At 63.1% G+C, this 25,514-nt stretch carries 21 protein-coding genes and 1 pseudogene; 7 read left to right on the top strand and 15 right to left on the bottom strand.

The features are described 5' to 3' along the window. Window positions 1-160 precede the first annotated feature (160 nt). The 5 genes from GEU01_RS11110 to ligD all read left to right on the top strand — a co-directional run bounded on the left by GEU01_RS11110 (window position 161) and on the right by ligD (window position 7,713). Window positions 161-3,292 (top strand): efflux RND transporter permease subunit, encoded by a 3,132-nt coding sequence (locus tag GEU01_RS11110; RefSeq protein ID WP_019086143.1) that lies wholly within the window; start codon window positions 161-163, stop codon window positions 3,290-3,292. Further along, on the top strand, window positions 3,285-4,457 hold the full coding sequence (locus GEU01_RS11105) for an efflux RND transporter periplasmic adaptor subunit (RefSeq protein ID WP_010510261.1): 1,173 nt from the start codon (window positions 3,285-3,287) through the stop codon (window positions 4,455-4,457). Before GEU01_RS11110 ends, GEU01_RS11105 begins: the two co-directional genes overlap by 8 nt. 2 nt (window positions 4,458-4,459) lie before the next feature. Further along, window positions 4,460-5,872, top strand: a complete 1,413-nt coding sequence (locus GEU01_RS22645) for an efflux transporter outer membrane subunit (RefSeq protein WP_232272504.1) — start codon at window positions 4,460-4,462, stop codon at window positions 5,870-5,872. A 78-nt stretch (window positions 5,873-5,950) separates the two neighbouring features. Then, window positions 5,951-6,745 carry an OBAP family protein gene (locus tag GEU01_RS11095; protein WP_232272503.1) on the top strand — a complete coding sequence of 265 codons (795 nt, stop codon included), beginning with the start codon at window positions 5,951-5,953 and terminating at the stop codon, window positions 6,743-6,745. A 68-nt stretch (window positions 6,746-6,813) separates the two neighbouring features. Then, window positions 6,814-7,713, top strand: a complete 900-nt coding sequence (gene ligD / locus GEU01_RS11090) for a non-homologous end-joining DNA ligase (protein ID WP_019086140.1) — start codon at window positions 6,814-6,816, stop codon at window positions 7,711-7,713. Between the two features lie 168 nt (window positions 7,714-7,881). Here the strand turns inward: ligD and GEU01_RS27525 are convergent. Further along, a pseudogene (locus tag GEU01_RS27525) lies at window positions 7,882-8,157 on the bottom strand (CBS domain-containing protein); the annotation flags it as partial. On the opposite strand from GEU01_RS27525, the gene GEU01_RS27520 reads away from it, so the two are divergent. Continuing rightward, window positions 8,071-8,301, top strand: coding sequence for a hypothetical protein (locus GEU01_RS27520; protein WP_019086139.1), 231 nt, complete (start codon window positions 8,071-8,073; stop codon window positions 8,299-8,301). The pseudogene GEU01_RS27525 and the gene GEU01_RS27520 sit on opposite strands and share 87 nt — an antisense overlap. Here GEU01_RS27520 and GEU01_RS11080 read toward each other — a convergent pair. From GEU01_RS11080 to GEU01_RS11015, 14 genes are all read right to left on the bottom strand, one after another. Further along, entirely contained in the window at window positions 8,295-9,737 is a 1,443-nt protein-coding gene (locus GEU01_RS11080) for an NADH-quinone oxidoreductase subunit N (RefSeq protein ID WP_019086138.1), read from the bottom strand. The genes GEU01_RS27520 and GEU01_RS11080 overlap by 7 nt on opposite strands. Then, window positions 9,734-11,242 carry a complex I subunit 4 family protein gene (locus tag GEU01_RS22640; RefSeq protein WP_019086137.1) on the bottom strand — a complete coding sequence of 503 codons (1,509 nt, stop codon included), beginning with the start codon at window positions 11,240-11,242 and terminating at the stop codon, window positions 9,734-9,736. Before GEU01_RS22640 ends, GEU01_RS11080 begins: the two co-directional genes overlap by 4 nt. Continuing rightward, a complete protein-coding gene (gene nuoL, locus GEU01_RS11070; RefSeq protein WP_019086136.1) occupies window positions 11,239-13,206 on the bottom strand; it encodes an NADH-quinone oxidoreductase subunit L in 1,968 nt (655 codons plus the stop codon). Before nuoL ends, GEU01_RS22640 begins: the two co-directional genes overlap by 4 nt. Window positions 13,207-13,210: 4 nt before the next feature. After that, the gene (gene nuoK, locus GEU01_RS11065) at window positions 13,211-13,522 is read right to left on the bottom strand and encodes an NADH-quinone oxidoreductase subunit NuoK (protein WP_019086135.1); all 312 of its coding nucleotides are present in this window, start codon (window positions 13,520-13,522) and stop codon (window positions 13,211-13,213) included. 1 nt (window position 13,523) lies between these two features. Next, window positions 13,524-14,024 (bottom strand): NADH-quinone oxidoreductase subunit J, encoded by a 501-nt coding sequence (gene nuoJ, locus GEU01_RS11060; protein ID WP_019086134.1) that lies wholly within the window; start codon window positions 14,022-14,024, stop codon window positions 13,524-13,526. A gap of 5 nt (window positions 14,025-14,029) precedes the next feature. After that, complete coding sequence (gene nuoI / locus GEU01_RS11055; RefSeq protein WP_010510243.1) at window positions 14,030-14,542, bottom strand: NADH-quinone oxidoreductase subunit NuoI; 513 nt, start codon at window positions 14,540-14,542, stop codon at window positions 14,030-14,032. 28 nt (window positions 14,543-14,570) lie between these two features. Beyond that, a complete protein-coding gene (gene nuoH / locus GEU01_RS11050; RefSeq protein WP_019086133.1) occupies window positions 14,571-15,524 on the bottom strand; it encodes an NADH-quinone oxidoreductase subunit NuoH in 954 nt (317 codons plus the stop codon). Then, window positions 15,521-18,256 carry an NADH-quinone oxidoreductase subunit NuoG gene (gene nuoG / locus GEU01_RS11045; protein WP_019086132.1) on the bottom strand — a complete coding sequence of 912 codons (2,736 nt, stop codon included), beginning with the start codon at window positions 18,254-18,256 and terminating at the stop codon, window positions 15,521-15,523. Before nuoG ends, nuoH begins: the two co-directional genes overlap by 4 nt. A gap of 2 nt (window positions 18,257-18,258) precedes the next feature. Beyond that, window positions 18,259-19,557, bottom strand: coding sequence for an NADH-quinone oxidoreductase subunit NuoF (nuoF, locus tag GEU01_RS11040; RefSeq protein WP_019086131.1), 1,299 nt, complete (start codon window positions 19,555-19,557; stop codon window positions 18,259-18,261). After that, the gene (nuoE, locus tag GEU01_RS11035; RefSeq protein ID WP_019086130.1) at window positions 19,554-20,045 is read right to left on the bottom strand and encodes an NADH-quinone oxidoreductase subunit NuoE; all 492 of its coding nucleotides are present in this window, start codon (window positions 20,043-20,045) and stop codon (window positions 19,554-19,556) included. Before nuoE ends, nuoF begins: the two co-directional genes overlap by 4 nt. Continuing rightward, window positions 20,032-21,798: an NADH-quinone oxidoreductase subunit C/D gene (gene nuoC, locus GEU01_RS11030; RefSeq protein ID WP_019086129.1), complete on the bottom strand. Its 1,767-nt coding sequence runs from the start codon at window positions 21,796-21,798 to the stop codon at window positions 20,032-20,034. The genes nuoE and nuoC overlap by 14 nt, the downstream gene beginning before the upstream one ends. Before the next feature lie 4 nt (window positions 21,799-21,802). Continuing rightward, a complete protein-coding gene (locus tag GEU01_RS11025; RefSeq protein ID WP_019086128.1) occupies window positions 21,803-22,438 on the bottom strand; it encodes a NuoB/complex I 20 kDa subunit family protein in 636 nt (211 codons plus the stop codon). Continuing rightward, on the bottom strand, window positions 22,435-22,860 hold the full coding sequence (locus GEU01_RS11020; RefSeq protein ID WP_049976629.1) for an NADH-quinone oxidoreductase subunit A: 426 nt from the start codon (window positions 22,858-22,860) through the stop codon (window positions 22,435-22,437). Before GEU01_RS11020 ends, GEU01_RS11025 begins: the two co-directional genes overlap by 4 nt. A gap of 510 nt (window positions 22,861-23,370) precedes the next feature. Continuing rightward, window positions 23,371-24,348 carry an alpha/beta hydrolase gene (locus GEU01_RS11015; protein WP_019086126.1) on the bottom strand — a complete coding sequence of 326 codons (978 nt, stop codon included), beginning with the start codon at window positions 24,346-24,348 and terminating at the stop codon, window positions 23,371-23,373. A 292-nt stretch (window positions 24,349-24,640) separates the two neighbouring features. Between GEU01_RS11015 and GEU01_RS11010 the strand changes: the two genes are divergently transcribed. Next, window positions 24,641-25,514, top strand: an 874-nt coding sequence (locus GEU01_RS11010) for a fructose bisphosphate aldolase (RefSeq protein ID WP_019086125.1), incomplete at its 3' end; no start/stop codon positions are given.

Here is a 25,514-nt window from a genome sequence, read left to right as displayed (position 1 = left end):
GCGCGACCGGTCCGGCGCGGAACCCGCGCGCCGGATACCGCGCCCTGATACAAAATTATCTGCCCCGCGCCACAAACCGGGCCATGCCGCAGCCGTTATCTGAAGCCGGATACCCCGTGAACCACGGGGCATCATAGCCGACAGGAAACAGGCAGGTGGCATGAATGCGATTGTTCAGCTGGCGCTTGCCCGTCCCTACACATTTGTCGTCATGGCCATCCTGATCGCCATGGCCGGTGTACTTTCCGCCATCCGCACACCGGAGGACATCTTTCCCGATATCGGCATTCCCGTCATTGCGGTGGCCTGGACCTACAGCAATCTCTCGCCACAGGACATGTCGGGGCGAATCGTACTGCCCTTCCAGCGCACGCTGACCACGACGGTCAACAATATCGAACATATCGAGGGACAGTCGCTGACAGGCATCGGGGTGATAAAGATATTCTTCCAGCCCGGCACCGATATCCGCATCGCCAATGCGCAGGTCACGGCCATTGCCCAGACCATCCTGCGCCAGCTTCCCACTGGCACCACGCCGCCGCTGATCCTGAATTACAATGCCTCCACCGTGCCGATCGTGCAGCTTGCGCTGTCGGGCGAGGGCATGACCGAACAGCAGCTTTATGATTACGGCTTCAACTTCATCCGCAACCGGCTGGTCACGGTTCCGGGTGCCGCCATTCCCTATCCCTATGGCGGGAAGGTGCGCCAGATCCAGATGGACCTTGACCCCGGCAAGCTGCAGTCGCGTGGCGTTTCGGCCCAGGACGTGGGCAACGCCCTGACCACCCAGACACAGATCACCCCCGCGGGTTTCGTGAAAATCGGGGAATACCAGTATAATTTCAGGCTGAACAACGCGCCCCTTTCGGTCGCACTGCTCAACATGCTGCCCGTGCGCACGGTCAATGGCGCCGTGGTGCGCGTGGGCGATGTCGCCCATGTGCGCGACGGGTCCATGCCCCAGCAGAACGTGGTGCATGTGGATGGCCAGCGCTCCGCACTCATGACCGTGCTGAAATCGGGCGCCACCTCCACCATCGCCATCGTGGCGGGGGTCAAGGCGATGATCCCCGATGCGACACGCGGCCTGCCGCAACAGCTCAGGCTCCGGCCCGTCAACGATCAGTCGCTGTTTGTCCGGGCCGCCGTGAACGGGGTAATGCGCGAGGGGGCGATCGCGGCCGGGCTGACCAGCCTCATGATCCTGCTGTTCCTTGGGTCATGGCGGTCCACGCTGATTGTGGCGACGTCCATCCCGTTATCGGTCATGGGGGCGGTTGCGGCCCTGTCCGCGCTGGGCGAGACGCTGAATGTCATGACGCTGGGCGGCCTGGCCCTGGCCGTCGGCATTCTGGTGGACGAGGCCACGGTCACGATCGAGAATATCGAGCGTCATCTGGAAATGGGCAAGGATGTCCATGCCGCCATCATCGATGGATCGGGGGAGATCATCGTCCCGGCCTTCCTGTCGCTTGTGTGTATCTGCATCGTGTTCGTGCCGATGTTCTACCTGCCGGGGGTGGCGGGCTTCCTGTTCGTGCCGATGGCGCTGTCGGTCATGTTCGCCATGGTCATGTCCTTTGTCCTGTCCCGCACGCTCGTGCCGACCATGGCCATGTTCCTGCTGCGCCCGCATGAGGAGGCAGGGCAGCGCGGGGAAAATGTCTTCACACGCTTCCAGCACGGTTTCGAGCGGCGTTTCGAAGCGCTGCGCGGGCGCTACGGCGCGCTTTTGGAAAGCATTCTGGACCATCGCGGCCGGTTCGTGGCCGGCTTCCTGTGCTTTGCCGCGCTAAGCATGGGACTGCTCCCGTTTCTTGGCCGCAACTTCTTCCCGCAGGTCGATGCGGGCACGATGACCCTGCATGTGCGTTCCCCCATAGGCATGCGCATAGAGGAGACATCGGCCCTGTTCCAGCGTATCGAGAAGCAGATCCGCCAGCGGATTCCCGCGGACGAGGTTGATTCGATTGCCGATAACATCGGCCTGCCCACCAGCGCCATCAACACCGCCTATAACGCATCGGGCACCATCGGGCCGCAGGACGGGGACATCCTTGTCGCCCTGAAGGAAAACCATCACCCGACCGGGCAGTACATCCGCACCCTGCGCCGCGAACTGTCCAGGGCCTTCCCCGAGGCCAGCTTCGCCTTCCTGCCATCGGACATCACGACCCAGATCCTCAATTTCGGCGCACCGGCACCGATCGACATCCAGGTATCCGGCCCCAGTCCGGATGAGACGCGACAGTTTGCAAACCGCATACTGCGCGCCATACGCCACATTGACGGCCTGGTCGATGCCCGCATCCAGCAGCCCGGCCATTACCCTGAACTGCGTTTTGAGGTCGACCGCACCCGCATCAACCAGCTTGGCCTGACGGAAGGTGACGTGACCACCTCCATCGCCACGTCCATTGCCGGGACCGTGCAGACCGCCCCGTTGTACTGGCTGGACCCGCACAGCATGGTCACATACCCCATCGCGGTGCAGATGCCCGAATACCGCATCAGTTCGCTGGCGGATATCATCGGCCTGCCCGTAACCGGGGTTTCAACGGCCCAGCTGCAGGTGCTTGGCGCGCTTGGCACGATTACGCGTGGCACGACCTCCCCGGTCGAGGCACAGTACAACATCCGATCGCTGGTCGATGTCTTCGCAGGCGGCGACGGACGCGACCTGGGCGCCATCGCCACGGACGTGCAGGCGGCCCTGCGCCACCTCGATCACGACCGGCCCGGGACCGTCACGGTCACGCTGCGCGGTCAGTACCAGGCCATGACAACCGCCTTCTCGGGCATGGGGTTTGGCCTGCTGGGGGCCATCGTGCTGATCTACCTGCTTATTGTCATCAATTTCCAGAGCTGGACCGATCCGTGCATTGTCGTCCTCGCACTGCCGGGCGCGCTTGCGGGCATATGCTGGATACTGTTTGCAACGCATACCCCGCTTTCCGTTCCCGCGCTGACGGGGGCGATCATGTGCATGGGGGTGGCGACGGCCAATTCCATCCTGGTCATCACCTTCTGCCGCGAACGGCTGGCGGAACATGGGGATGCGCGCAAGGCGGCGCTGGCCGCGGGCAGTACCCGCCTGCGGCCCGTGATCATGACGGCGCTGGGGCTGGGCGAAGGGGGCGAGCAGAACGCGCCGCTGGGGCGTGCCGTCATCGGTGGCCTGATATTCGCCACCTGCGCCTCCCTGTTTTTCGTGCCGGCGCTTTTCGCCATCATCTACGACCGGCGTGCGCGCCACGATACGGACGGGGCACGCGCGCATGGCTGAAACCCGCACCGCCATACATGCCGGACCCAGGCCACACCTGCGCTGGATCGTTCTTGGGGGCGCCTGCCTTTTCGGGATCATCCTGGTGGTGGGCACGATGACGCGCATCCATGACCGCCGCCAGCTTCACGCCACCAATGTCGCGGCGCTGGTGCCCAGCGTGACGGTCGTGCATCCGGGTGGTCACGCGGTTGATACGCTGGTCCTGCCCGGTATCCTGCAGGCATGGTACGGCGCGCCGGTCTATGCACGGACCAATGGCTACCTGCGGCAGTGGTATGTCGATATCGGGCAGAAGGTGGCGGCGGGCCAGCTTCTGGCGGAAATCGATACGCCCGATGTCGACCTGCAGCTTGCCGGTGCCAGGGCGGCGCTGGGCACGCGGACCGCACAGCGCGACCTGGCGCGGATCACATCGCGCCGGTGGGACCGGCTGAATGCCCAGAACGCCGTATCCCAGCAGGAAACGGATGAACGCCGGGGCAATCTTGCAGCCAGCGAGGCCACGCGCCATGAAGCCGCGGCGGAGGTCGAACGGCTTGAAACGCTTTCCGCCTTCAAGCGCATCATTGCCCCTTTCGCCGGTGTGATCACCAGCCGCGCGACCGATATCGGCGCGCTGATCGTGGCGGGGACGGCGGCCAGCCAGCCGCTTTTTACCGTATCGGACGTAAGCCGCCTGCGGCTTTACGTACGTGTGCCACAGGCCTATGCCGCGCGGATGCGCGAGGGATTTGTCGCGCATTTTACGGTGCCCGATTACCGCAACCGGCAGTTTGAAGCCCGTCTGCTTCATTCTTCGGATGCGGTTGATTCCCAGTCGGGCACGATGCTGGTCCAGCTTGTCTATGACAACGGGGAAAACCTTCTCAAGCCGGGCGCCTATGCCCAGATATCCTTTGCGTTTCACGGCCCCGGGCCACAGGCGCCGCCTACCGCGCGCATTCCCGCCAGCAGCCTGCTCTTCCGCCAGGACGGGACAACCGTGGCACTGGTGGACGGGCAGGACCATGTCAGGATACGGCCCGTTGCGATCCTGATCGATTTCGGGACCGAACTCGAGGTGACGGGGATTACACCAAGCGACAGGATCATAACCAACCCGCCGGATGAGATCGGGGACGGGGACCCCGTCAAACCGCGTGAGGGCGGGCATGGCGCGTGAGCGTGGCAGGGCGGTCCTGCTTCTCGTTGTCCTGCTGTGCGGCTGCAATCTCGCCCCCCCGTTACCACAGGCCCACGCTACCCGATACGCCCGCCGCATTCAGGGAAACCGGCGTGTGGACACCGGCGCGGCCTGCCGACACCGCGCAGCGCGGGGCGTGGTGGTCGGTCATGGGTGATGCGGGGCTGGACCGGCTGGAGGACAGGATCGAACACGGCAGCCCGCAACTGGCCGCCGCCGTGGCGCGATATGACCAGGCGCGCGCGCTGGTCAGGCGGGCGCGGGCCGACTTCTTTCCCCAGATTGACGCAACCGCCAGCGCACAGCGTGAACGCGCGCTTTTTCCCGCCACCGGCAATTATTACGAATATCATGACTATGAATCCGGCGGCACTGTTTCGTGGGAGCCGGATATATGGGGGCGCATCCGCAATCTGGTCAGGGCGGCGCGGGCCAATGCGCAGGCGAGTGCCGCCGACCTTGCGTCGATCCGCCTCAGCCTGGAGGGCGAACTGGGTGATGATTACTTCCAGCTACGCGGTCTGGATGCCCGCATCAGCCTGCTGCAGAAGACCATGGCGGCCTATTCCGCGGCGCTGGACCTGACCACAAGGCGATTTGTGGGCGGGGCCGCGAATGAACTGGATGTCGGCCGAGCCCGCACACAGCTGGCCACAACCCAATCCCGGCTGGAACAGCAGGTGGCGGACCGTGCGCTGGCGGAACATGCCATTGCGGTGCTGATCGGTGAACAGCCTTCCACTTTTTCAATCCCGCCGGCGGACAGCCTGCCGCCCGTGCCGGTCATTCCCGTAACCGCGCCCGCCCACCTGCTGGAACGCAGGCCCGATGTCGCATCGGCTGAGCGGCAGATGGCAGCGGCAAATGCCCGGATTGGCGTGGCGCGGGCCGCCTTCTTTCCCAACATCACGCTTGGGGCAACCGGTGGTTCGGAAACCACGACCGGCATGCTGGCTTCCGCCGGGAGTGGCGTATGGGCGCTTGGCCCGGCGCTGGCGACACTGGCCATATTCGATGGCGGGCGGCGGTTCGCCAATCTGGAGCTTACGCACGCGGAATATGCACAGGCCGCAGCCAGTTACCGGCAGACAGCCCTGACGGCCTTCCATGAAGTGGAAGACCAGCTTGCGCTCCTCAACCACCTGGCCGACGCCGCCACATGGCAGGAGGAGGGGGTAACGGCGGCCACCCGCACCGACCATCTGGCCAATGTTCAGTACCGCGAAGGGGCGGTGGACTACCTTCAGGTTGTCATTGCCCAGACGGCGGAACTACAGGCGTGCGAAGACCTGATTACCATCAATACGCGCCGCCTGATGAGTGGCGTCGACCTTGTACGGGCCATGGGGGGCGACTGGGGCAGGCATGGCCCCGATTATCCGCCCCGCCCGTGACAGGCCACGAAACTCCGGCACACAGCCATGCTTTATAGCGGCACGAAGCACGGTTCATGCCGCCTGAAAGGACAGATCATGTCGTTCCTTCATAACCTTACCTGCCGCCGATGTTTCGGCCGTGCGGTGGCCACGACCCTTGTCGCGGCCCCGCTCATGGCCATTGCGGGACGGAAGGCCGGTGCGGCCGATAAAAAGCTGGCGCCGGTGCCCGGCGGTCCGACATCCCTGCGCAGCGACGTACTCGATACGGCCGCAGGCGCCCTGCAGGCCAGGAAACCGATCGATGCGATGAGCGAGTATCTGAATGGTTTCCACTTCTATGCCGATGATCTGGGGCGTCAGGTCGAAGCCAATCATTTCTGCACACATCTGGGCGAAGGCTTCCATCAATGCGTGATCTATGAAGCCAACCAGAAAAACGCCCGGCTTATCGGCGTTGAATACATTGTCAGCGAGACGATATTCAGGACGCTTCCCGAAGAAGAAAAGAAATTATGGCACAGCCATCATTACGAAGTGAAATCCGGCATGCTGGTCGCACCCGGCGTGCCCGACATGGGGGAACATGCGTTCATGGCCGATCTTGTCACCACTTATGGCAAGACATGGCACACCTGGCAGATCGACCGGGATCATGACCTGCCCCTGGGCATTCCCCAGTTGATGATGGGCTTTACCAGGGATGGGCAGGTCAGCCAGTCCTCGCTCGATGACCGGGACAGGCGTTTCGATATTTCCACCCTGAGCGAAAAAAAGAACCGTGCCGACATCCCGACACCGCAGATCGTGCCGGGCGCCAATGCATGGCAGGGCGGCACGACGCCACAGTTACAGCTTGTGGAAATGCCCGTCAGAAACCTTACCCTCTGACAGGGTCATGAAAACAACCCGTCCAGCCCCGCGCAACAGCAGGGGACACACAGGGGGACGCATGCACGATGCCCGCAGTGAAAACACCCACGGCCCGGGCCGGCCATGATGTCATGCTGACCCATCCGGACCGGGTCTACTGGCCCGATGCCGACATAACCAAGGCCGGTCTGGCCGATTATTACAAAGCTGCATGGCCACGCATGGCCCCGTTCATCATCGACCGGCCACTGGCGCTGCTGCGCTGCCCGGAAGGGATCGAGGGGCCACGTTTCTTCCAGAAAAATGCGTGGAAGGGCATGAACGCCCATATCGTGGCGCTTGATGACCCGCAGGGCGCGCCACGGGGCCATCTGATCGGCATCCATGATCTTGATGGCCTCATGGGGCTGGTGCAGGGTGCTGCGCTGGAAATCCATCCCTGGCAGGCTTCATGCCATGACTGGGAACGACCCGACCAACTGGTCATGGACCTTGATCCGGGGGAAGGGGTCGGGTGGGCAGACGTCATTGCTGCCGCACGCGCCGTGCGCGCGCGGCTTGAAGCCTCCGGGCTTGCGGCCTTTGTCAAGACTTCTGGCGGCAAGGGGCTGCATGTCATCGCCCCGCTTGAACCCGTAGCCGACTGGGCGGGCGCAAAGACCTTCGCCCATGCACTGGCGCAGGACATGGCCGCCGACAGCCCGGACCGTTTCGTTACGACTGTTTCCAGGGCGAGGCGGCATGGCAGGATCCTGCTTGATTACCTGCGCAACCAGCGCGGGGCGACATCCGTGGCGCCCTATTCAACCCGCGCGCGTCCCGGCGCCCCGATCTCGATGCCGGTAAGCTGGGCGGAACTGGACGCACTGACGGGCCCGGCGCAGTTCACGGTGGGCAACGCCATGCAACGGCTTGCATCGCAACGCGCGGACCCGTGGGCGGATTTTCATGCCGCGCGCCGACCCATTGGAACACGCGCCCCCTGAATGGCTGACATGGCGCGCCATATGGCGGCAGGCGGGATCAGTCTTTCTTTTCCCTGATCGGTGGGGGGACGTGTCAGTGGGGGGCTGGACGGCCGCGTGGTCGCTCCCTGTCACGTAATCCTCCAGTTCCTGCACTTCGTGTTCGGCATTTTCGGCGCGTAGCTTGACGATGTCCCCGATGCTGACCAGCCCGACAAGTTTTTCATTTTCCAGAACGGGCACGTGCCGGTTGCGGGAATATGTCATGCGGCAGGCAATATCATAAATACTGTCATCAGGTGTTGCGACTGGCATGTCCGTGGCCATGATGTCTTCTGCGGTCAGGGTCGATATGTCCGCGCCATGCAGTGACAGGGCATGGACGATCCCTTTTTCCGATACAAGACCCACCAGTTGCCCATCGTCGCCCAGAACCGGCGCCCCGCCAATATTATGCCGCGCCAGCGTGGCGGCGACATCCAGGATGGGGTCATCTGCCCTGACGGTTATGACCGTACTGCCTTTTTGCGCCAGAATGTGAAAGACACGAGAGGACATAAGAAGACCCTTTCCATGTTTTGGATAATCACAAACCTGTCCGGTCAATGAGTCGCGCCATCCCCCGTTCCGGATGGCGCAACAGGCGGGGGTAGAAACGGATGGATGGCACGGGCGGGAAAAAGCCCTCCGATCACGACGATCATGCTCAGAACGATGACAAGCACCGTCAGTTCCGGACGCATCTGCCGGTTCAGTTTGACAGAGGGTAACGCCGGGGCCGCCATCATGGTCCGGACGATGTTCAGGTAATAATACAACCCGATAATACTGCCGATTATAAGGAAACAGAGCAGCAGGTCACGCTGATGTTCAACACCGGCCGCGGCGATGCCGAATTTCGCGAAAAAACCGATTCCGGGTGGAATGCCCGCAAGCGAAAGCAGCATGAGCGACATGACCGACGCCAGGAATGGACGACTGGAAAACGCGCCCTTCCATTGCGCGACCACCCTGCCATCCGGCCCGCCGGGGATGGCAAAGGCATCCATGGCCGCAAATACGCCCAGTGTATTGACGGTATAGGCCGCAAGATAAACGCTCACGACCCCGGATTGCAGACGGCCCGGGCACACGAAGGCAATCAGCAGATATCCCATGTGCGCAATGGATGAATAGGCCATAAGGCGTATGAAACCGGCCTGACGCAATGCCATCAGGTTGCCGCCCATAATGGTCAGGATAATGACGCCACACAGGATGTCATCAAGGAACGGAGGCTGGTTCTGCGTCCCGAAATAACGGACCAGCGCGGAAAATATCGCAATTTTCGAAACCACGGCCACAAACGCCGCCACGGGCACGGGTGCGCCCTCCATCACATCGGGCAGCCACATGTGGAAGGGGACCGCGGAAAGCTTGAAGAACATGCCGGCCAGAATCATGATCGTGGCGGCAACCGGCAATGCGGCGGGAACCGCGCCTGCCGCAATGGGCGGCATGAACCGCAGGGATCCCGTGACACCATAGGCCAGGCCGATACCGAACAGGAGAATGGCGGAAGAAACACCGGACAGGATCAGGTATTTCATCGCGGCCTCATGACCCGGCACGGCGCGGTGTCCAAAGGTCACAAGTCCCATGATGGAGACGCCCAGTATTTCCAGGCCCAGAAAAAACGGCATGTAATTCGCACTGAACACCATGGCCAGCGCACCCAGCGTACCCAGCATGAGCAGCAGGGGATATTCATCTTCCCGCGTGACCCCTGCATCCCGCCATGACATGAGCATGATGCACAGGGTGGAAAACATGATCAGGATAGCCGTACAGGCCGTCCATCGATCCTGAACGAACAGGCTGTCGCCACCATCGGGCACCTTGCCCGTATGGTGCCCCACGACCGTAATGGCCAGCAGCAGCATGCCGGTGGCGCACAGGAAGCCGCGTCCTACCGAACGCCGCCATGCCGTCGCGGCAAGCATGACCATGATCCCGATGGATACGACCAGCAGCGGGGCCGGCACGAAGATGTCATGCCCGATCATGGCGTGGTACCCCCCGGACCAGCCATGGCCGTGGCGGGCAGGGGAAGCGGGGCGGAAAATATCATGAAAGGCTGCGGATACAGGCCCAGCAGGACAAGAAAGGCCATGACACAGGCAAAGACCGCCATCTGCCAGGACGGAAGATCCGTTACCGGTCGCGTATCCGCCTGCGGTGCAGCCAGAAATATGCGGTTGACCATTCGCAATGCATAGATGGCGGCCAGGACCAGTCCCGTCGCCGCCAGTGTCGCAAGCAGGGGACTGATGCGCCATGTCGCCAGCAGCACCAGGAACTCACCGGTGAAATTCCCCAGTCCCGGCATGCCGAGGGCTGCCATGGCAAAGAACAGCCCCGCGCTGGACAGGCGTGGCATGGCGGCCCACAATCCGCCAATACGGTGCATGTCACGCGTATGCAACCGGTCCTGGATGGCGCCCGCGATCAGGAAAAGTGCCGCCGTGCCCAGGCCGTGGGCCAGCATCTGCATGACCGCCCCCAGCATTCCCATGCGGGAACCCGCAAAAATGCCAAGGAGCACAAAACCCATGTGGCTGATGCTGCTATAGGCGATCAGGCGCTTTACATCATCCTGCGCGCTCGACAGCCACGCCCCGTACAGGATGCCCGCGACACCCAGCCCCATGGCGATGGGGGCAAACCGGGCGGCGGCATCGGGAAACAGCATGACATTGAAGCGGATCATGCCATACCCCCCGGTCTTGAGCAGGATGCCCGCCAGCAGTACGCTGGCCGCGGTCGGGGCCTGCGTGTGGGCGTCAGGTAGCCAGACATGGACCGGCACCACCGGCAGCTTGACGGCGAAGGCGATGAAGAACCCCAGCATGAGCAGCATGGCGCCGGTGGGGGACAGGGATGTGTGGGCCAGCGTGAAGTAATCAAACGTCAGCACGCCCGTCTGCCGGTAATGCGTGATGACCAGACCGAGGATGGACAGCAGCATGACCAGTCCGCTGCCCTGCGTGAACATGAAAAACTTCATGGCGGCGCGCTGCCTGTCCTCATGCCCCCATGCGGCAATCAGCCCGGCCATCGGCACCAGCATCAGTTCCCAGAAAAAGAAGAACACGAACAGGTCCGTGGCCAGGAATGTCCCGATGACGCCCGTAAGGGTCGCAAGGAACAGGAAACGGAACGCCCCGGCATGCGCCGTGGCCTGACGGGTGGCAAGCAGTACGCACAGAAAACACAGGATAAGCGAAAGCCAGATCAGCGACAGCGAAAGACCATCCATGTCCAGCCTGACCGCAATGCCCATGGCCGGGATCCATGGCATGGCAAAATGCCCCGGCCACGGCCCCGCATGGGCGCGGTGGCTGAATGTGGCCATTGCCAGCACAAGCGTTTCCACAACCAGGGTTGCAAGCACCACCCACCATGACGCATCGCGCATGGACGGACTGGCACGGGGCCACATGCGTCCGGCCCCCCAGGCCAGTCCCCCACCCATGATGGGCAGGAGCACAAGGACGGGCAGGGGGTTCATGACAGTACCGCCATGGCCAGGCCCGCGCACAGCCCGCCTGCGATCCATGCCGCATACCACCGCACGCGACCATTCTGGAACAGGCCCGGCAGGTGACCCGCCCATCTGGCCGTTCCGGTCGCCCGCATGGCCAGCATATCCAGCAAACCGGCCCGCACCCCGAGAATTCCGGCACTGGCCGCCCGTGTCAGCCGCCCTGTCCCGGTTATGGCATGACCGGGGATATCAAGCCGTGTCAGCCATGCCAGCAGGCGGAAGGGCTGCACGAACACCCGGTCATACAGCACATCCATGCCCCGGCCGGTGCGGGCGGGACGGATAACGCCCGCCTGCCCGGGTATTTCGCGCATGACGGGTGAAGGACGCCCCCACAGCACCCATGCGACCCCAAGCCCGGCAAGCGGCGCGAGCGCACCCGCCAGCACAAGCCAGACCGGTTCATCCGCATGGGATAATGGTGTTCCGGGATCAAGAAGGGCGCTGAACAGGTGAAGGGAGGGGAGTGTATCCGGCATTTCAATGACTCCGCCAAACAGCGAGAGCACAGACAGGCAGACCAGCGGAATGCCCATAAGGCGTGACGTCCGGCCCGCAGCCCTGGTTCCCGCCTTCCCGCAAAAGACGATGAAGACACAGCGGAAAATATACAGCGCGGTCAGGAAGGCCCCCAGCAGGGCAATTCCCCATAACGGATGCCCGCTCAGGGTCCATTCCCGCGCCAGGCCAAAATGGACGTGCCATACGCCAGACAGGATCATTTCCTTGCTGTAGAACCCGGCCGTCACCAGCGGCAGGCCAGCCAGCGCGGACGCCCCCGCGACAAAGGCTGCGGTCAGTCCCGGCATGGCGCGGCGCAGGCCGCCCAGGCGGAAAATATCCTGCTCATGGCCGGCGCGCATGATAACGGCGCCCGCCGTCAGGAAAAGCAGCGCCTTGAAGAAGGCATGGGTCATCAGATGAAACAGCGCCGCCTGCCACACCCCGCACCCAAGGGCGAGAAACATGTAGCCAAGCTGGCTGATCGTGGACCATGCAAGGATACGCTTCAGGTCGGACTGCACCAGCGCCGTGCATGCCCCCATAAGCAGGGTCAGCGCCCCAAGCACCGCCGTCAGCGCCATGACGGGGGCCGCCATGGCAAACAGGTCATGCACCCGCGCGATCAGGTAGACACCCGCCGTCACCATGGTAGCGGCATGGATAAGGGCGGAGGTCGGCGTCGGCCCGGCCATGGCGTCCGGCAGCCACGCCTGGAAGGGGATCTGCGCCGACTTGGCAAGCGCCCCCACCAGTATGAAGGCTGCCGCCACATTCACGCCAGATGCGGGCAACCGCCCGTCCGCAACCGATGCCAGCACGCTGCCGATGCGCAGGGAACCCGTCGCACAGGCCAGCAGCAGCAGGCCGCACAGCAAGGCCACGTCCCCCATGCGTGTCATGTAGAAGGCCTTGCGCGCGGCAGAGGTATTGGCGGGATCATCATACCAGAACCCGATGAGCAGGTAGGAACACAGCCCCACGCCTTCCCACCCGATGAACAGGCACAGCAGGTCGGACGCCAGCACCAGTACCAGCATGGCGGCCACGAATAGCGTCATGCAGCCAAAAAAGCGCGCGATGCCCGGATCGTCGCGCATGTAGCCTGCGGCATAAACATGGATCAGCAGCCCCACGATCGTGACGACAAGGACCATGACCATGGAAATCCGGTCCAGCGTGAAGGCGATATCCGCCGAAAGGCCCGCAACACGCATCCATGGCCATAACGTCACCTGCAATCCCCCCGCCACAGGCCCGGACAGGAGCATGACGGACAGGATGATGCTGAGCACGGCGGAAATCCCCACCCCGGCACAGGCAACCGTCCCGATGGCCCGTGCGCCCATGCGCCCGGCGGATATGAACACGACCAGCGACGCCGCAAGCGGGCAGAGGACAAGAAGGGGAAGAAGGATTTCAGCCATGGCCCTATCCCCGCAGCAGGTTGCCGGTATCGGCATCCAGCGTCGGACGCCCCCGGGCATGCAGGCACACGATGATGGCAAGCCCCACCGCCGTTTCGACGGCGGCGAGGGCAAGGATCAGCACGAACATCACCTGTCCCGTCGCATCATGCCAGCGCGCGCCCGCCCCCACGAACACGAGGGCCGCGGCATTGAGCATGATGTCCAGCGACATCAGCATGAACACCATGTTGCGCCGGACCAGAACGCCCGCCAGGCCGATCGAAAACAGGACCGTGGCCACAAGCAGGGTATCGTTGAAGGAAAAGGCCAGCATGTCAGCGTCCTCCCGCCCGGTTGCGCCCGATGTAAAAGGCCGAGACCAGACCAGCCAGCAGCAGGTAAGACACCAGTTCCACCACCAGCACGTAGCGGCCGAACAGGTCCGCTCCCACGTCATGCACCGTAATGGCGGCAGGAACGGGTGCAGCCCCGGATAACGGGCTGGTGCAATAAAGCAGTTCCGCGCAGACAATGGTGGCCAGGACGCCCGGCCCCAGCCATGCGCGCGGCCGCAGCCATTCCTTTTCACGCGCGCTGTCCGGCTGACCCAGATTGAGCATCATGATGACGAAGACGAACAGCACCATGATCGCGCCGGCATAGATGATGATCTCCAGCATCGCGGCAAATGACGCGCCCAGCATGACCAGCACCGTCGCCAGCGCCAGCAGCGTCACCACCAGGTACAGCACCGCATGCACCGCCACCCGCCGGGTAATGACCATGATGGCCCCCACGACGGTCACGCACGCGGCAAGAAGGGCCAGGGCATGCATGACGGTTACGGCAGCAGGGAATGGAGATCGACCGGCGGGCGTTCGCGTTCAGACGCGCCACGCGCCTTGCCGGGAACGGGAATGCCCGCGACATGGTAGAAACTGTAATCGGGATATTTCCCGGTCCCGCTTATCAGCAGGTCTTCCTTTTCATAAACAAGGTTCGAGCGCGCGTATTCGCCCATTTCAAAATCGGGCGTCAGCTGTATGGCGTAGGTGGGGCAGGCTTCCTCGCACAGGCCGCAGAAAATGCAGCGGGAGAAGTTGATGCGGAAATATTCCGGGTACCACCGGCCATCGGCTTCGGTTTTCTGCAGGCTTATGCAGTCCACCGGGCAGGCGACGGCGCACAGGTTGCACGCGACACACCGCTCCGCCCCGTCGGGATCGCGCGACAGGATGATGCGCCCGCGGTAACGCGGCGGCAGGTAGGGCGGCTGTTCGGGATACTGCACGGTCGCGCGCCGGTGGAAGGCATGCAGCGCCGTCAGGAACAGGGTGCGCAGGGTATCAAGCATGGGAGATGCCTTTGCATCAGGCGTGTCATCAGGACGCGCGCAGCATGAGGATGGTTCCGGTCGCCATGACATTGAACAGTGAAAGCGGCAGCAGGATTTTCCAGCCCAGCGCCATCAACTGGTCATAACGCGGACGGGGCAGCCCCGCCCGCAGCAGGATGAAAAACACCACCACGCCCCCTGTCTTGAGCGCAGACCACACGGCAGGCGGCAGGAACGGCCCGCGCCACCCCCCAAGATAGAGCGTGGTCACAAGGCTGGAGACCAGGATGATCCCGGCATATTCGGCAATGAAGAACATGCCGAACTTCATGCCCGAATATTCGGTATGGAACCCCGCGCCCAGTTCGTTCTCCCCTTCGGGCAGGTCAAAGGGCAGGCGGTGCGTCTGTGCAATGCCAGCCAGCATGAACACGCCAAAGCCAAGGCATTGCGGGATGATGAACCATACCCCCGCCTGCGCCGCCACGATGGCACGCAGGTTGAATGACCCGGCCATCATGACCACGCCCAGCACGGACAGCCCCATGAAGACTTCGTAACTGATCATCTGCGCCGCCGCCCGCATGCCGCCCAGCAGCGCGTATTTGCTGTTGGACGACCACCCGGCCAGCACCACCGCATAGACCCCAAGCCCCATCATGCCGAGGATGAACAGCAGCCCGACATTCATGTCCCCCGCAATGCCCGTCCCCATCGTCAGCGGAATGGCGGCAAAGGCCAGCAGGACCGTCATCATGCCAATGGCCGGTGCCGCGACAAATATACCCCGGTCGGCAAAGGGGGGGATCCAGTCCTGCTTGAACAGGATCTTGGTCCCGTCCGCCACGGCCTGGAACATGCCGCCCGGTCCCACGCGGTTGGGCCCGTACCGGTCCTGCCATACCCCCAGCAGCCGCCGTTCGACCCATGTCAGCACGGTGGCAAGGCCAAGGATGACAAGTGGCGTGAGAATGATGGCGGAAAGCGCCGGATACGTCATGACCGTTCCCCTTCGTCCGGTATCCGCTCCAGCCGGGCCACGCGGGGAAAACGGAATGCACGCGCGACCATGTGCGCCGGGCACAGGACAATGCCCGCAGGCAGTCCGGGCACGGGTTCGACGGGCAGTACGTGCGCTCCGTCATCCAGATGCAGCACCATGTGGCGTGATGTCGCCATGCCGGCAGGCAGTCCCAGCGCTGGCGCGGTTGCGCGCGCCATGATGGATGGGGAATGCATGCTCAGTTCCTCGCTGCCAAACAGGCGTGTATCGGGCAGCACCACAACGGTGTCTGCCTGCGCGGTATGCGGCGTGGGAATATCCGTGGCATAAGCGTATGGACGCGGCCCCGCTTCATCAGATGCGGTGCGCGACAACAGCCGGATACCGGATGCCCCGCCACGCATGTCGCCCCCGATTTCGTGCTGGAAACGGTTCAACGCCTGAACCGAATTCCACGGAGACGCCTGATAGCCCGACACCAGCGCGGCGGGCATATCCGGCCCAAAGGCCCCTTCCATCGAACTGCTGAAGGGGGCGTCCGGACTGCCAGGTGGCGGCTGGTCGCGCACGTTGACGAAGGAACGGATGACGGTCCGCCCGCTGGCGCGGTAGGTCTGGCTACGCAGTTTCTGGCCATTCATGCGGTAGTCCGCCCCCGGTGCGGCCTTTGCCGCAGGGGCAAGGCGGGGAAATGCCACCGCCATGGCCGCAAGGACATCATCCAGATCCCGCCAGCCGGTCAGTCCCGCCATATGCAGCAGGGACGGGTCAAGGCCGCGGGCCAACGCCTGTACCCACCGCCAGCCGGCCTGTATGGGGGCAGGGGGAAAGACCGCCTGAAAAAAGCGTTGCGCCCGGCCTTCCTGACTGACCAGCGTGCCGCTGCATTCGCTGAAGGCCGCAACCGGCAGGACAAGGCTGGCCTGCTGGCACAGCGGTGTGGCGGTATGGTCGATCACGACGATATCGGCAACCGCCGCCACCAGTTCCGCCACATCCGCCGGGGACAGATGGCGGGTCAGGTCATTTTCCGTAATGACCAGAGTGGAAATTTCGCCCGCCCGTGCCTGTTCCATTACCGTTTCCAGCGGCATCCCCCCCATCATGGCCAGCCCCATGCTGTTGCATTCCGGCAGCCCCAGCGACAGGCCCGCTTCAGGCGTGGCGCGCGCAAGGGCCGCGACGATACTGGCGGCGGCCTGCATCAGTGCGGGGGCGCCGTACTGCATGCCGGATACAACCAGCGGCTTTCCGGCTGCCACAAGCGTATGCGCGATACGTGCGGCAAGCAGCACGTCATCCGGCGCCAGATCCGTGACGGCCGGGGCGGCGGGATCAATTTCATGGGCGATGGCAAAGCCAAGCCGGGCGATGTCATCGGGGGCGGCGCGCAGGGTTTCCGCGGCGACCCCGTCCAGATCGGTTGGAGCGGGCGTGAGGACATACAGGCCGGACGGGCATTCGGCCCCCAGCGTGCGCACCGCTGCATCCATCCAGCGTGGCACCCTGGCGTCATCCGCCGTATGGAAAGACGCCTGCCGCACCGACTGACGCAGCGACAGGCCAAGCCGGGGCGCGGTGGCGCATACGTCCTCGCCCAGTACCAGCACGGCATCGGCGCTTTCCATTTCATGCATGGTGGGCAGGGCGCCGGGATGGCGGTCGAGCAGCGCATGGGCCAGTTCCACGCATTCGTGTTCCTGCCGCGTCTGGCCGGTGCAGAAATGCTGCGGACCCACCAGCGCATGCAGGCTGAAGCAGGTCTCCAGCGCCGCGCGGGGGGAGGCTATGCCCACGACCCGCCCCCGTGCCGCCATGCGTGCGAAGGCCGTCAGGGCGTCCGCCATGGGGACCGGCACCTGCTGCCCGTCAATGGTGCGCAGCGGCGTACGGATCCGTGTCGGCGCGTTGACAAAGCCATGTCCGAACCGGCCCCGGTCGCACAGCAGGTAGCGGTTGACATCCGTATTGTAGCGGTTGAGGACACGGCGAAGCGTCTCCTCACGCGCATTGGCAATGGTATTGCAGCCCACCGCGCAGTGCACGCATACCGAGGGCGCGCCACGCATGTCCCATTTGCGACTGTAGACGGCCGAAAAGGGTTTGTCGGTAAATACGCCGGTCGGGCAGATTTCCACCAGGTTGCCGCTGAAGGCGTTCTGCAGCGTGCCATCTTCGGCACGCCCGAAATACACATTGTCATGGGACGCAAAGACCGTCAGATCGTCCCCGCCCGCATAATCACGGTAGAAGCGCACGCAGCGGTAGCAGGCGATGCAGCGGTTCATTTCATGCTTCACGAACGGCCCGAGATCCTGATTGCGATGGGTCCGCTTGGTGAAGCGGTAGCGACGGGCGTTGTGCCCGGTCATGACCGTCATGTCCTGCAGGTGGCATTCGCCGCCTTCCTCGCATACCGGGCAGTCATGGGGGTGGTTGACCATCATCCATTCGATGATGCTGGCGCGGAAATCCCGGGCTTCCGGGTCGTCAATGGATATGATGGTATTTTCGCTGACCGGCGTCATGCAGGCCATCACGATGCGGCCCTTCGTGTCATCAGGCCCGCTGAACTGCCTGATGGCACACTGGCGGCACGCGCCAACGGAACCGAGTTCGGGATGCCAGCAGAAATAGGGCAGGCTGGCCCCCGCTTCCAGGCAGGCCTGCAGCAGGTTGATGCCGCTGCGTGTCGGGCAGTCCCGTCCATCAATGCGGATGCTGGTCATGGTCATGCCCCCGGCTGCTGCGGGCAGCGGCCTTGCTGGATGTGGGCGGCAAAATCGGCGGCGAACAGTTTCAGTCCACTGGCAAGCGGCGCCATCGCCCCCGGCGCATGGGCGCAGAAGGTCCGGCCCGGGGCGCCCAGCATCCGGGCATGGCGGCCTAGCTGGTCCATGTCCTCCTCCTGTCCCGACCCGTTCTCGATCGCGTCCAGCAGGCGTTCCACCCATGGCAGCCCGTCACGGCACGGGGTGCACCACCCGCAGGACTCCTGTGCAAAGAAATGTTCCAGGTTACGGATCATGCCGATGGGGCAGGTCCGGTCATCCAGGATGATGGCCATGCCGGTCCCAAGCCTGCTGCCCGCCTTTTCCACCGATCCGTAATCCATGGCGACATCGATTGCCGTCGCGTCGAGAAAGGCGGTGGACGCCCCGCCGGGCAACAGGGCGCGCAACCGGTAGCCCGGGCGCATGCCACCCGCATGGTCTTCAATGATCTGGCGCAGCGGGGTGCCGATGGGCAGTTCCCATGCGCCCGGCTTCACGACCCGCCCGCTGACGCCATAGATCTTGGTGCCGCCATCTTCCCCCAGCCCGAGGCCCGCGAACCATTCCGGCCCGTTGGTGATGATATGGGGCAGGTTGCACAGTGTCTCGACATTGTTCACCACGCTGGGCGCGCCCCACAGGCCGCCGGTCTGGGGAAAGGGCGGCTTGCTGCGCGGTGTGGCGCGGCGACCTTCCAGCGCGGTCAGCAGGGCGGTTTCCTCGCCACATATGTAGCGTCCGGCGCTGGAATGCACACGGATGTCAAAACTGAAGCCGGAGCCGAGGATATTCTCCCCCAGCCAGCCCTTCTCCCTTGCTTCCCCGATCGCATGGTGCAGGCGCGCGCAGGCCAGATGATATTCCCCGCGCAGGAAGATGACGCCATGCCCCGCCTGCACGCCATAGGCCGCAAGGATCATGCCCTCGATCAGCTGCAGGGGATTGCCCTCCAGCAGCAAGCGGTCCTTGAAGGTGCCCGGTTCCATCTCATCGGCATTGGCGATCAGGTATTTGCGGCGGTCGGCTGCGGGCTCCTTTGGCACGAAGCTCCATTTCTGCCCGGTTCCGAAGCCAGCGCCCCCACGCCCGCGCAGTTTCGATCGTGTCACCATGTCAATGATCCCGGCCGGGGCAAGGCGGCCCAATGCGTTGCGCGTGGCCTGCCACCCGCCTGCACGTTCATATGCCGCACAGTCCGGTGGCCCGGCGGCGGGATCGATCATGGCGGTCAGGGGCCGTTCGGTAGGGGGCGTCATGGCGTGTCCCTCAGCGTATCGATCAGGCGGTCAAGGGTGGCCGTGTCCACATCCCCATGCAGCGTGTCATCAACCAGCATGGCCGGGGCATGGTCACAATGCCCGATACAGACCGTGGGCAGCAGCGTGATGGCGTTGTCCGCCGTGGTTTCGCCCGGCTTTATGCCCAGCGTCCGGCACAGATGGGCGCACAGCGGTCCACGCCCCATGATCCAGCAGGAAACGCTGTCGCACAGCATGATCACATGCCGCCCGACCGGCCGGCGGAACAGCAGGTTGAAATAGGTGGCGATACCGTCCAGATCATCGGCCGACATGCCCAGCAGGCCGGCCACTTCGCGCAGGTGCGCAGTGCTGACCCAGCCAAAGCGGGCCTGCACCAGCCGCAGGGCCGCGACACCCGCGCCACGCGGATGCGGTTCCCGCGCCGCAAGCGCCAGGATTTCCGCCCGCACGGGCGCGGGCAGGGGGGCTTCAGCGGTCAACATCGGCCATGACGAAGTCAATGCTGCCCAGGATCGCGATCAGGTCCGCGATCATGATGCCGCGGCTGAGCAGCGGGATCATCTGCAGGTGGGCAAAGGACGGGGTGCGGATGCGGGTGCGGTAGGACGTGGTGCCCCCATCGCTGATCAGGGTATAGGTATTGACGCCTTTCGTGGCCTCGATGCTGGCGCGCGCTTCCCCCGGTGGAATGACCGGTCCCCAGCTTACGCCGAGGAAATGGTGGATCAGCGTTTCGATGTCATGCATCGTGCGCGCCTTCGGCGGCGGGGTGGTCAGCGGGTGGTCGGCCTTGACCGGGCCCGCGGGCATGTTGTCCACGCACTGGCGGATGATGCGCAGGCTCTGGCGTATTTCCTCCACATGCACGGCAATCCGGTCATAACAGTCGCCATTGGCGCCGGTGGGAATGTCGAATTCAAGCTGGTCGTAACAGGCATAGGGCGCATGCCTGCGGTAATCCCACGCCAGGCCCGTGGCGCGCAGCCCCGGCCCGGTGACACCCCATTCGATGGCTTCCGCCGTGGTGTAGGCGCCGATCCCCTTCGTCCGCGCGCGAAAGATGGGGTTGCGCATGACCATCGCATCGTATTCGTCCAGCCGTCCGGGCAGGTCATGCAGAAAGGCGCGGACCAGTCCCTCCCACCCTTCGGGCAGGTCCATGGCCACGCCGCCGATGCGGAACCATGCCGGATGCATGCGAAAGCCGCAGATCGCCTCGATGATCCCGAACACGCGTTCGCGGTCGGTAAACATGTAGAATACCGGCGAAAGCTGCCCGACATCCTGCGCCATGGTGCCGTAGAAGACGAGGTGGCTGGCAATGCGGAACAGTTCCGCCAGCATGACGCGGATCATCTGCGCGCGTGGCGGCACGGTAATCCCGGCCAGTGTCTCGACCGCCATCACGTAGGGGAAATTGTTCATGACCCCGCCAAGGTAGTCCACCCGGTCGGTATAGGGGATGTAGCTATGCCACGACTGGCGTTCGCCCATCTTTTCCGCGCCGCGATGGTGGAAGCCGATATCGGGCACGGCATCGACAATCCGCTCGCCTTCCAGTTGCAGCGCGATACGGAAGACCCCATGCACGCTGGGATGATTGGGGCCGAGGTTGAGGAACATGAAGTCGCTGTGGTCACTGTGACGCCGCATGCCCCATGCAGAGGGGTCAAAGCGCATGGCGTCCTGCTCGCGTGCCTCGTGTTCCTCCGTCAGGCTGTAGGGTGGCATTTCGGTAGCGCGGGCATGGTGATCCCTGCGCAGCGGGTACCCGGTCCATGTGGGTGGGGTCAGGATGCGGCGCAGGCAGGGATGGCCATGGAAATGGATGCCGAACAGGTTCCAGGCCTCGCGTTCATACCAGTTGGCGTTGGGCCACAGGTCACTGATGCTGGGAAGGGCGGGGGCGGTTGCGCCAAGGGGAACCTTGATCCGTACCTCATCCATGCGCGCGGTCAGGGAAATCACATGATAGACGACCGTGAAAGCCGCCTGTGGCTGTCCGTCGCGGTGGGTGCGATCGCGTTCGTCTATGGCCGTCAGGTCCAGCAGCATGAGGGATGTGGCGGCCGGGGCCTTCAGTGCGGCGAGAACGGGGCGAAGGTCGGCCGCCGCAATCCAGATGGCGGAAACCCCGTCGCACGCGGGCTGGATGGCCAGCGCCCCGTTGGGAAGCCTGCCAGCAATCTTTTCCGCAAGTCCCTGTGCGCGGGCGGGAGAAAGAAGGGTGGTCATGACGTCAGATCCCGTCGGGCGTGCGCAGGTCGCGCATGCCCTGCCGATGGGCGCGTTTTTCATCGCGCAGGCTGGGCGGTGTGACGGGTTGGGCGCCCTGCGGCCCCATCAGCCAGCTAAGGGGCCTGCGCTGCGTGCCGATGGATTTCTGCAGCAGCAGCAGTCCCTCCAGCAGCGCTTCGGGACGGGGGGGACAACCGGGCACATACACATCCACCGGCAGGAAGCTGTCCACGCCCTGCACGACACTGTAAATGTCGTACATGCCGCCGGAATTCGCGCACGACCCCATGGAAATGACCCATCGTGGCTCCAGCATCTGGTTGTACAGATGCTGGATGACCGGAGCCATCTTGACGAACACGGTGCCGGAAATGACGATCAGGTCAGCTTCGCGTGGGGTGGCGCGCAGGACTTCGGAACCGAAGCGGGCAATGTCGAACTTGCTGGTGAACGCCGTCGCCATTTCCACATAACAGCATGACAGCCCGAAATTCAGTGGCCAGATGGAGTTTTTCTGTCCCCATGCAACGAAATCCTGCAACCGGCCCATGACCAGATTACGGCGCAGGGTTTCACTGAAACCGGGTGTGGCCCGCGCCGGTCCGGCCGTATCGGGGGAAGAAAGGGACCAGTTCATGATACGTGATCCCCGTGCGTGTCCGCCATCCGGCGCTGGCGGACACGCGGCCCCCAGTCCAGTGCCCCCGCACGCCACAGATAGGCAAGGGAGACACCCAGAAAGACAGTAAAGACAAGGGCCGCGCCATAACCGGTCCATCCCGTTTCGGTCACAACGGTTGCCCATGGCAGCAGAATGGCCGTTTCCACGTCAAAGATGACAAAGAACATGGCCACCATGTAATACTGTACAGGCAACCGCAGATGTGCCGACCCCGTGGGCACCATGCCGGATTCAAAGGGCATGGACATGGAACGGCCCATGGCCCTGCCGCCCCGCCGGGTACCGGTGATGGCGGACAGCCCAAGCATGCTGGCCAGAAGCATGGCTATGACCATGGCATAGGCGAATACCGACCATATATTGGAAATGTTTTCCATGACGGGCATTTCCGTTTCTGTTCGTTTTATTTGCAACGGAGGCAATCTGCGCCATGCCATGTGCATTGATGCGCAATAACCGGACAATACTGTATAGGCGTCACCTGCATGTCTTGATATATCTGGCGCGATGCACGAAATGCCAGAACAGGCTGCCAGTCGCCTATACGCGGCAGGATCGGGGAAGTTGCGACCGGATCATGCAAGTTTTTCAAAGAACAGGGCCATGACGACATCCGCGCATGACCCATGCCTTACGGCTTATGAAGCTCTACAGGGCGGCATGAAATGCGCAAACCATCGATGTCAGGCCGTAAACGGATGAGAGTTGTGCAGCCCCGGTGGCCCAGGCGGGTGTGCCGGACCATGCATCCCAAGGCTTATCGCATGGTGGCATTCCCGCGCAGAAAGGGCTGCTTCCCCACACGATCGGACAGACACGCGGTGGCCTGAATTCAAATCTTCATGCTGCCCACGATGACGCGGGGCGTCCCGCGCCATCAAAACCCATCAGGTCGGATTTTCAGAAAAATCCTGGGAAATGGAGCGTTTCAGGGCAGTGAAATAGGAGGCCCTGAATTGCCTGCTTAGGGGTGCGTCGGGAATGAACACGTCAAAGACATGATAGGCACCGGGGATGACACAGACCTCCGTCGGCACGCCAGCAGCCATCAGGCGTCGGGCATATTCCAGATCCTCGTCCAGAAACAGGTCAAGGGAACCCACGCCGATATAGGCGGGCGGCAACCCCGTCAGGTCCGTTGCGCGAAAGGCCGCGGCATATTCCGAAATGCCCGGGCTTCCCGGCGTCTTGCCGAGATAGGCATTCCATGCGTAATGATTGGCGGAACGCGTCCAGATATATTCGCCCAGGGCAGGCGATGGCATGAGCGTTGTTCCGGTCCGGTCATCCAGCATGGGATAAATCAGCAGCTGGAAAAGGACTTTGATTTCCGCCCGGTCGCGTGCCAGCAGGGCAAGGCAGGCTGTCAGGCCCCCGCCCGCGCTATCGCCGCCAATAATCAGGCGGTTCCGGTCAATTTTCAGGTCGGGTGCATGGTCGTGCGCCCATTTCAGGACAGCATAGCAATCCTCGATCGCCGCAGGGCAGGGGGCTTCTGGTGCCAGGCGATAGTCAACCGAGAAGATGACCAGACCCAGTTCACTGACCATCTGCCGGCAGCGTGCATCATCGACTTCCGGCGTGCCGCTTACGATACCGCCACTATGGATATAGACCAGCGCGGGGGCGTTCGGGGAACTGGCGACAGGCCTGTAGGTCACGACCGGAACATCAGGGGCGCCAGCGGGCCCGGGCACGTGGCATTCCCCAACCAGGACGTCAGGATGCCTGGCAACCCTGACGCTGCGGATTGCAGAAATGAATGCCTTGCGTGTCTCCTCCAGGGTCGCATCCGAAAGACCATCAAAGGAGGGCAGGGCCTTCAGGGCCGCGCGAAATTCCGGGGCGACGGGATTGTGAGGCATGACTGTTTCTCCGCGTTATCTTTTCCTCACGATAGGCGGCATCGGATCAGAAGCATCATCACGTCCAACTGATTGAACAGAAAGTGTTATTCAGGGAATTTCAGGCTCATGAATCCGGGGCGGTCCATACAGGCGCATTGTTTCATGCTGGAATATGCGGGTATGCGTTTTTTGTATTTATGTTACTTCACCTATATTTTATCTTATTGATCAATAAAGGCATCTGAAATCATATATGATAAGAACTTACCACCATGGCCATATATAAATACTGAACATAGGATAGATAGAAATGCCTGTTGAGCAGATGCGCAAGAACATGTCGGAGAACGCGGGTTTCATCGCGGCCCTGGACCAGAGCGGGGGATCAACACCGGGGGCGCTGCGGCATTACGGCATACCGGACAGCGCCTACAGCACCGATGCGCAGATGTTTGCCCTGATGCACGAAATGCGGGTCAGGGTCATTACCGCCCCGGCCTTCACGGGCAAAAGCATCCTCGCCGCCATCCTGTTCGAGCAGACCATGAACGGGCTGGTCAAGGACACGCCGGTTCCCACCTACCTGTGGAAGGAAAAGGGCGTCGTCCCCTTCCTGAAGGTGGACAAGGGGCTGGAGGCCGAAGCGGGCGGCGTGCAGATGATGAAGCCCATCCCCAACCTTGAGCCCCTGCTGGACCAGGCGATCAGCAAGGGCATCTATGGCACGAAGGCGCGTTCGGTCATCCGCCTGGCCGAGCGTGAGGGTGTCGCCGCCATCGTGAAGCAGCAGTTTGCCCTGGCCGAGCAGATTGCCGCCCGTGGCCTCGTGCCCATCATGGAACCCGAAGTCCTGATCAAAAGCCCGGACAAGGCAGGGGCGGAAGCCCTGCTGCATGACGAACTGCACCGTGGGCTTGATGCGCTGCCCGGTGACTACCAGGTGATGATCAAGGTCTCGATCCCCGAAAAGGCCGATCTTTACCTTGACCTGATCAGGCACCCGCGCGTGCAGCGCGTCGTGGCGCTGTCCGGTGGGTATCCACGTGATGAAGCGTGTCAGCGGCTGGCGAAAAACCATGGCATGATCGCCAGTTTCTCACGCGCGCTGCTCGAAGACCTGCGCTACACCATGACGGATGCGGAATTTGACGCAGCCCTCGCGAAGTCCATCGAACAGATCTTCA

The organism is Komagataeibacter europaeus LMG 18890, from assembly GCF_000285295.1.
In the GTDB taxonomy this organism is placed as follows: Bacteria; Pseudomonadota; Alphaproteobacteria; order Acetobacterales; family Acetobacteraceae; genus Komagataeibacter; species Komagataeibacter europaeus.
The sequence above is the reverse complement of the archived record's forward strand: the minus strand, read 5'-3'. Positions and strand labels throughout refer to the sequence as shown.

Coding starts and splice junctions, on each gene's coding strand:
- ligD (WP_019086140.1), top strand. CDS start 6,814: ATGCCCGCAGTGAAAACACCCACGGCCCGGGCCGGCCATGATGTCATG.
- nuoF (WP_019086131.1), bottom strand. CDS start 19,557: ATGACGCCCCCTACCGAACGGCCCCTGACCGCCATGATCGATCCCGCC.
- nuoK (WP_019086135.1), bottom strand. CDS start 13,522: ATGCTGGCCTTTTCCTTCAACGATACCCTGCTTGTGGCCACGGTCCTG.
- GEU01_RS11080 (WP_019086138.1), bottom strand. CDS start 9,737: ATGATCGGGCATGACATCTTCGTGCCGGCCCCGCTGCTGGTCGTATCC.
- nuoH (WP_019086133.1), bottom strand. CDS start 15,524: ATGACGTATCCGGCGCTTTCCGCCATCATTCTCACGCCACTTGTCATC.
- GEU01_RS11020 (WP_049976629.1), bottom strand. CDS start 22,860: ATGGAAAACATTTCCAATATATGGTCGGTATTCGCCTATGCCATGGTC.
- GEU01_RS22640 (WP_019086137.1), bottom strand. CDS start 11,242: ATGAACCCCCTGCCCGTCCTTGTGCTCCTGCCCATCATGGGTGGGGGA.
- GEU01_RS11025 (WP_019086128.1), bottom strand. CDS start 22,438: ATGAACTGGTCCCTTTCTTCCCCCGATACGGCCGGACCGGCGCGGGCC.
- GEU01_RS27520 (WP_019086139.1), top strand. CDS start 8,071: ATGGACGATCCCTTTTTCCGATACAAGACCCACCAGTTGCCCATCGTC.
- GEU01_RS11095 (WP_232272503.1), top strand. CDS start 5,951: ATGTCGTTCCTTCATAACCTTACCTGCCGCCGATGTTTCGGCCGTGCG.
- GEU01_RS11110 (WP_019086143.1), top strand. CDS start 161: ATGAATGCGATTGTTCAGCTGGCGCTTGCCCGTCCCTACACATTTGTC.
- GEU01_RS11105 (WP_010510261.1), top strand. CDS start 3,285: ATGGCTGAAACCCGCACCGCCATACATGCCGGACCCAGGCCACACCTG.
- nuoG (WP_019086132.1), bottom strand. CDS start 18,256: ATGACCAGCATCCGCATTGATGGACGGGACTGCCCGACACGCAGCGGC.
- nuoC (WP_019086129.1), bottom strand. CDS start 21,798: ATGACCACCCTTCTTTCTCCCGCCCGCGCACAGGGACTTGCGGAAAAG.
- nuoJ (WP_019086134.1), bottom strand. CDS start 14,024: ATGCATGCCCTGGCCCTTCTTGCCGCGTGCGTGACCGTCGTGGGGGCC.
- GEU01_RS11015 (WP_019086126.1), bottom strand. CDS start 24,348: ATGCCTCACAATCCCGTCGCCCCGGAATTTCGCGCGGCCCTGAAGGCC.
- nuoE (WP_019086130.1), bottom strand. CDS start 20,045: ATGTTGACCGCTGAAGCCCCCCTGCCCGCGCCCGTGCGGGCGGAAATC.
- nuoL (WP_019086136.1), bottom strand. CDS start 13,206: ATGGCTGAAATCCTTCTTCCCCTTCTTGTCCTCTGCCCGCTTGCGGCG.
- nuoI (WP_010510243.1), bottom strand. CDS start 14,542: ATGCTTGATACCCTGCGCACCCTGTTCCTGACGGCGCTGCATGCCTTC.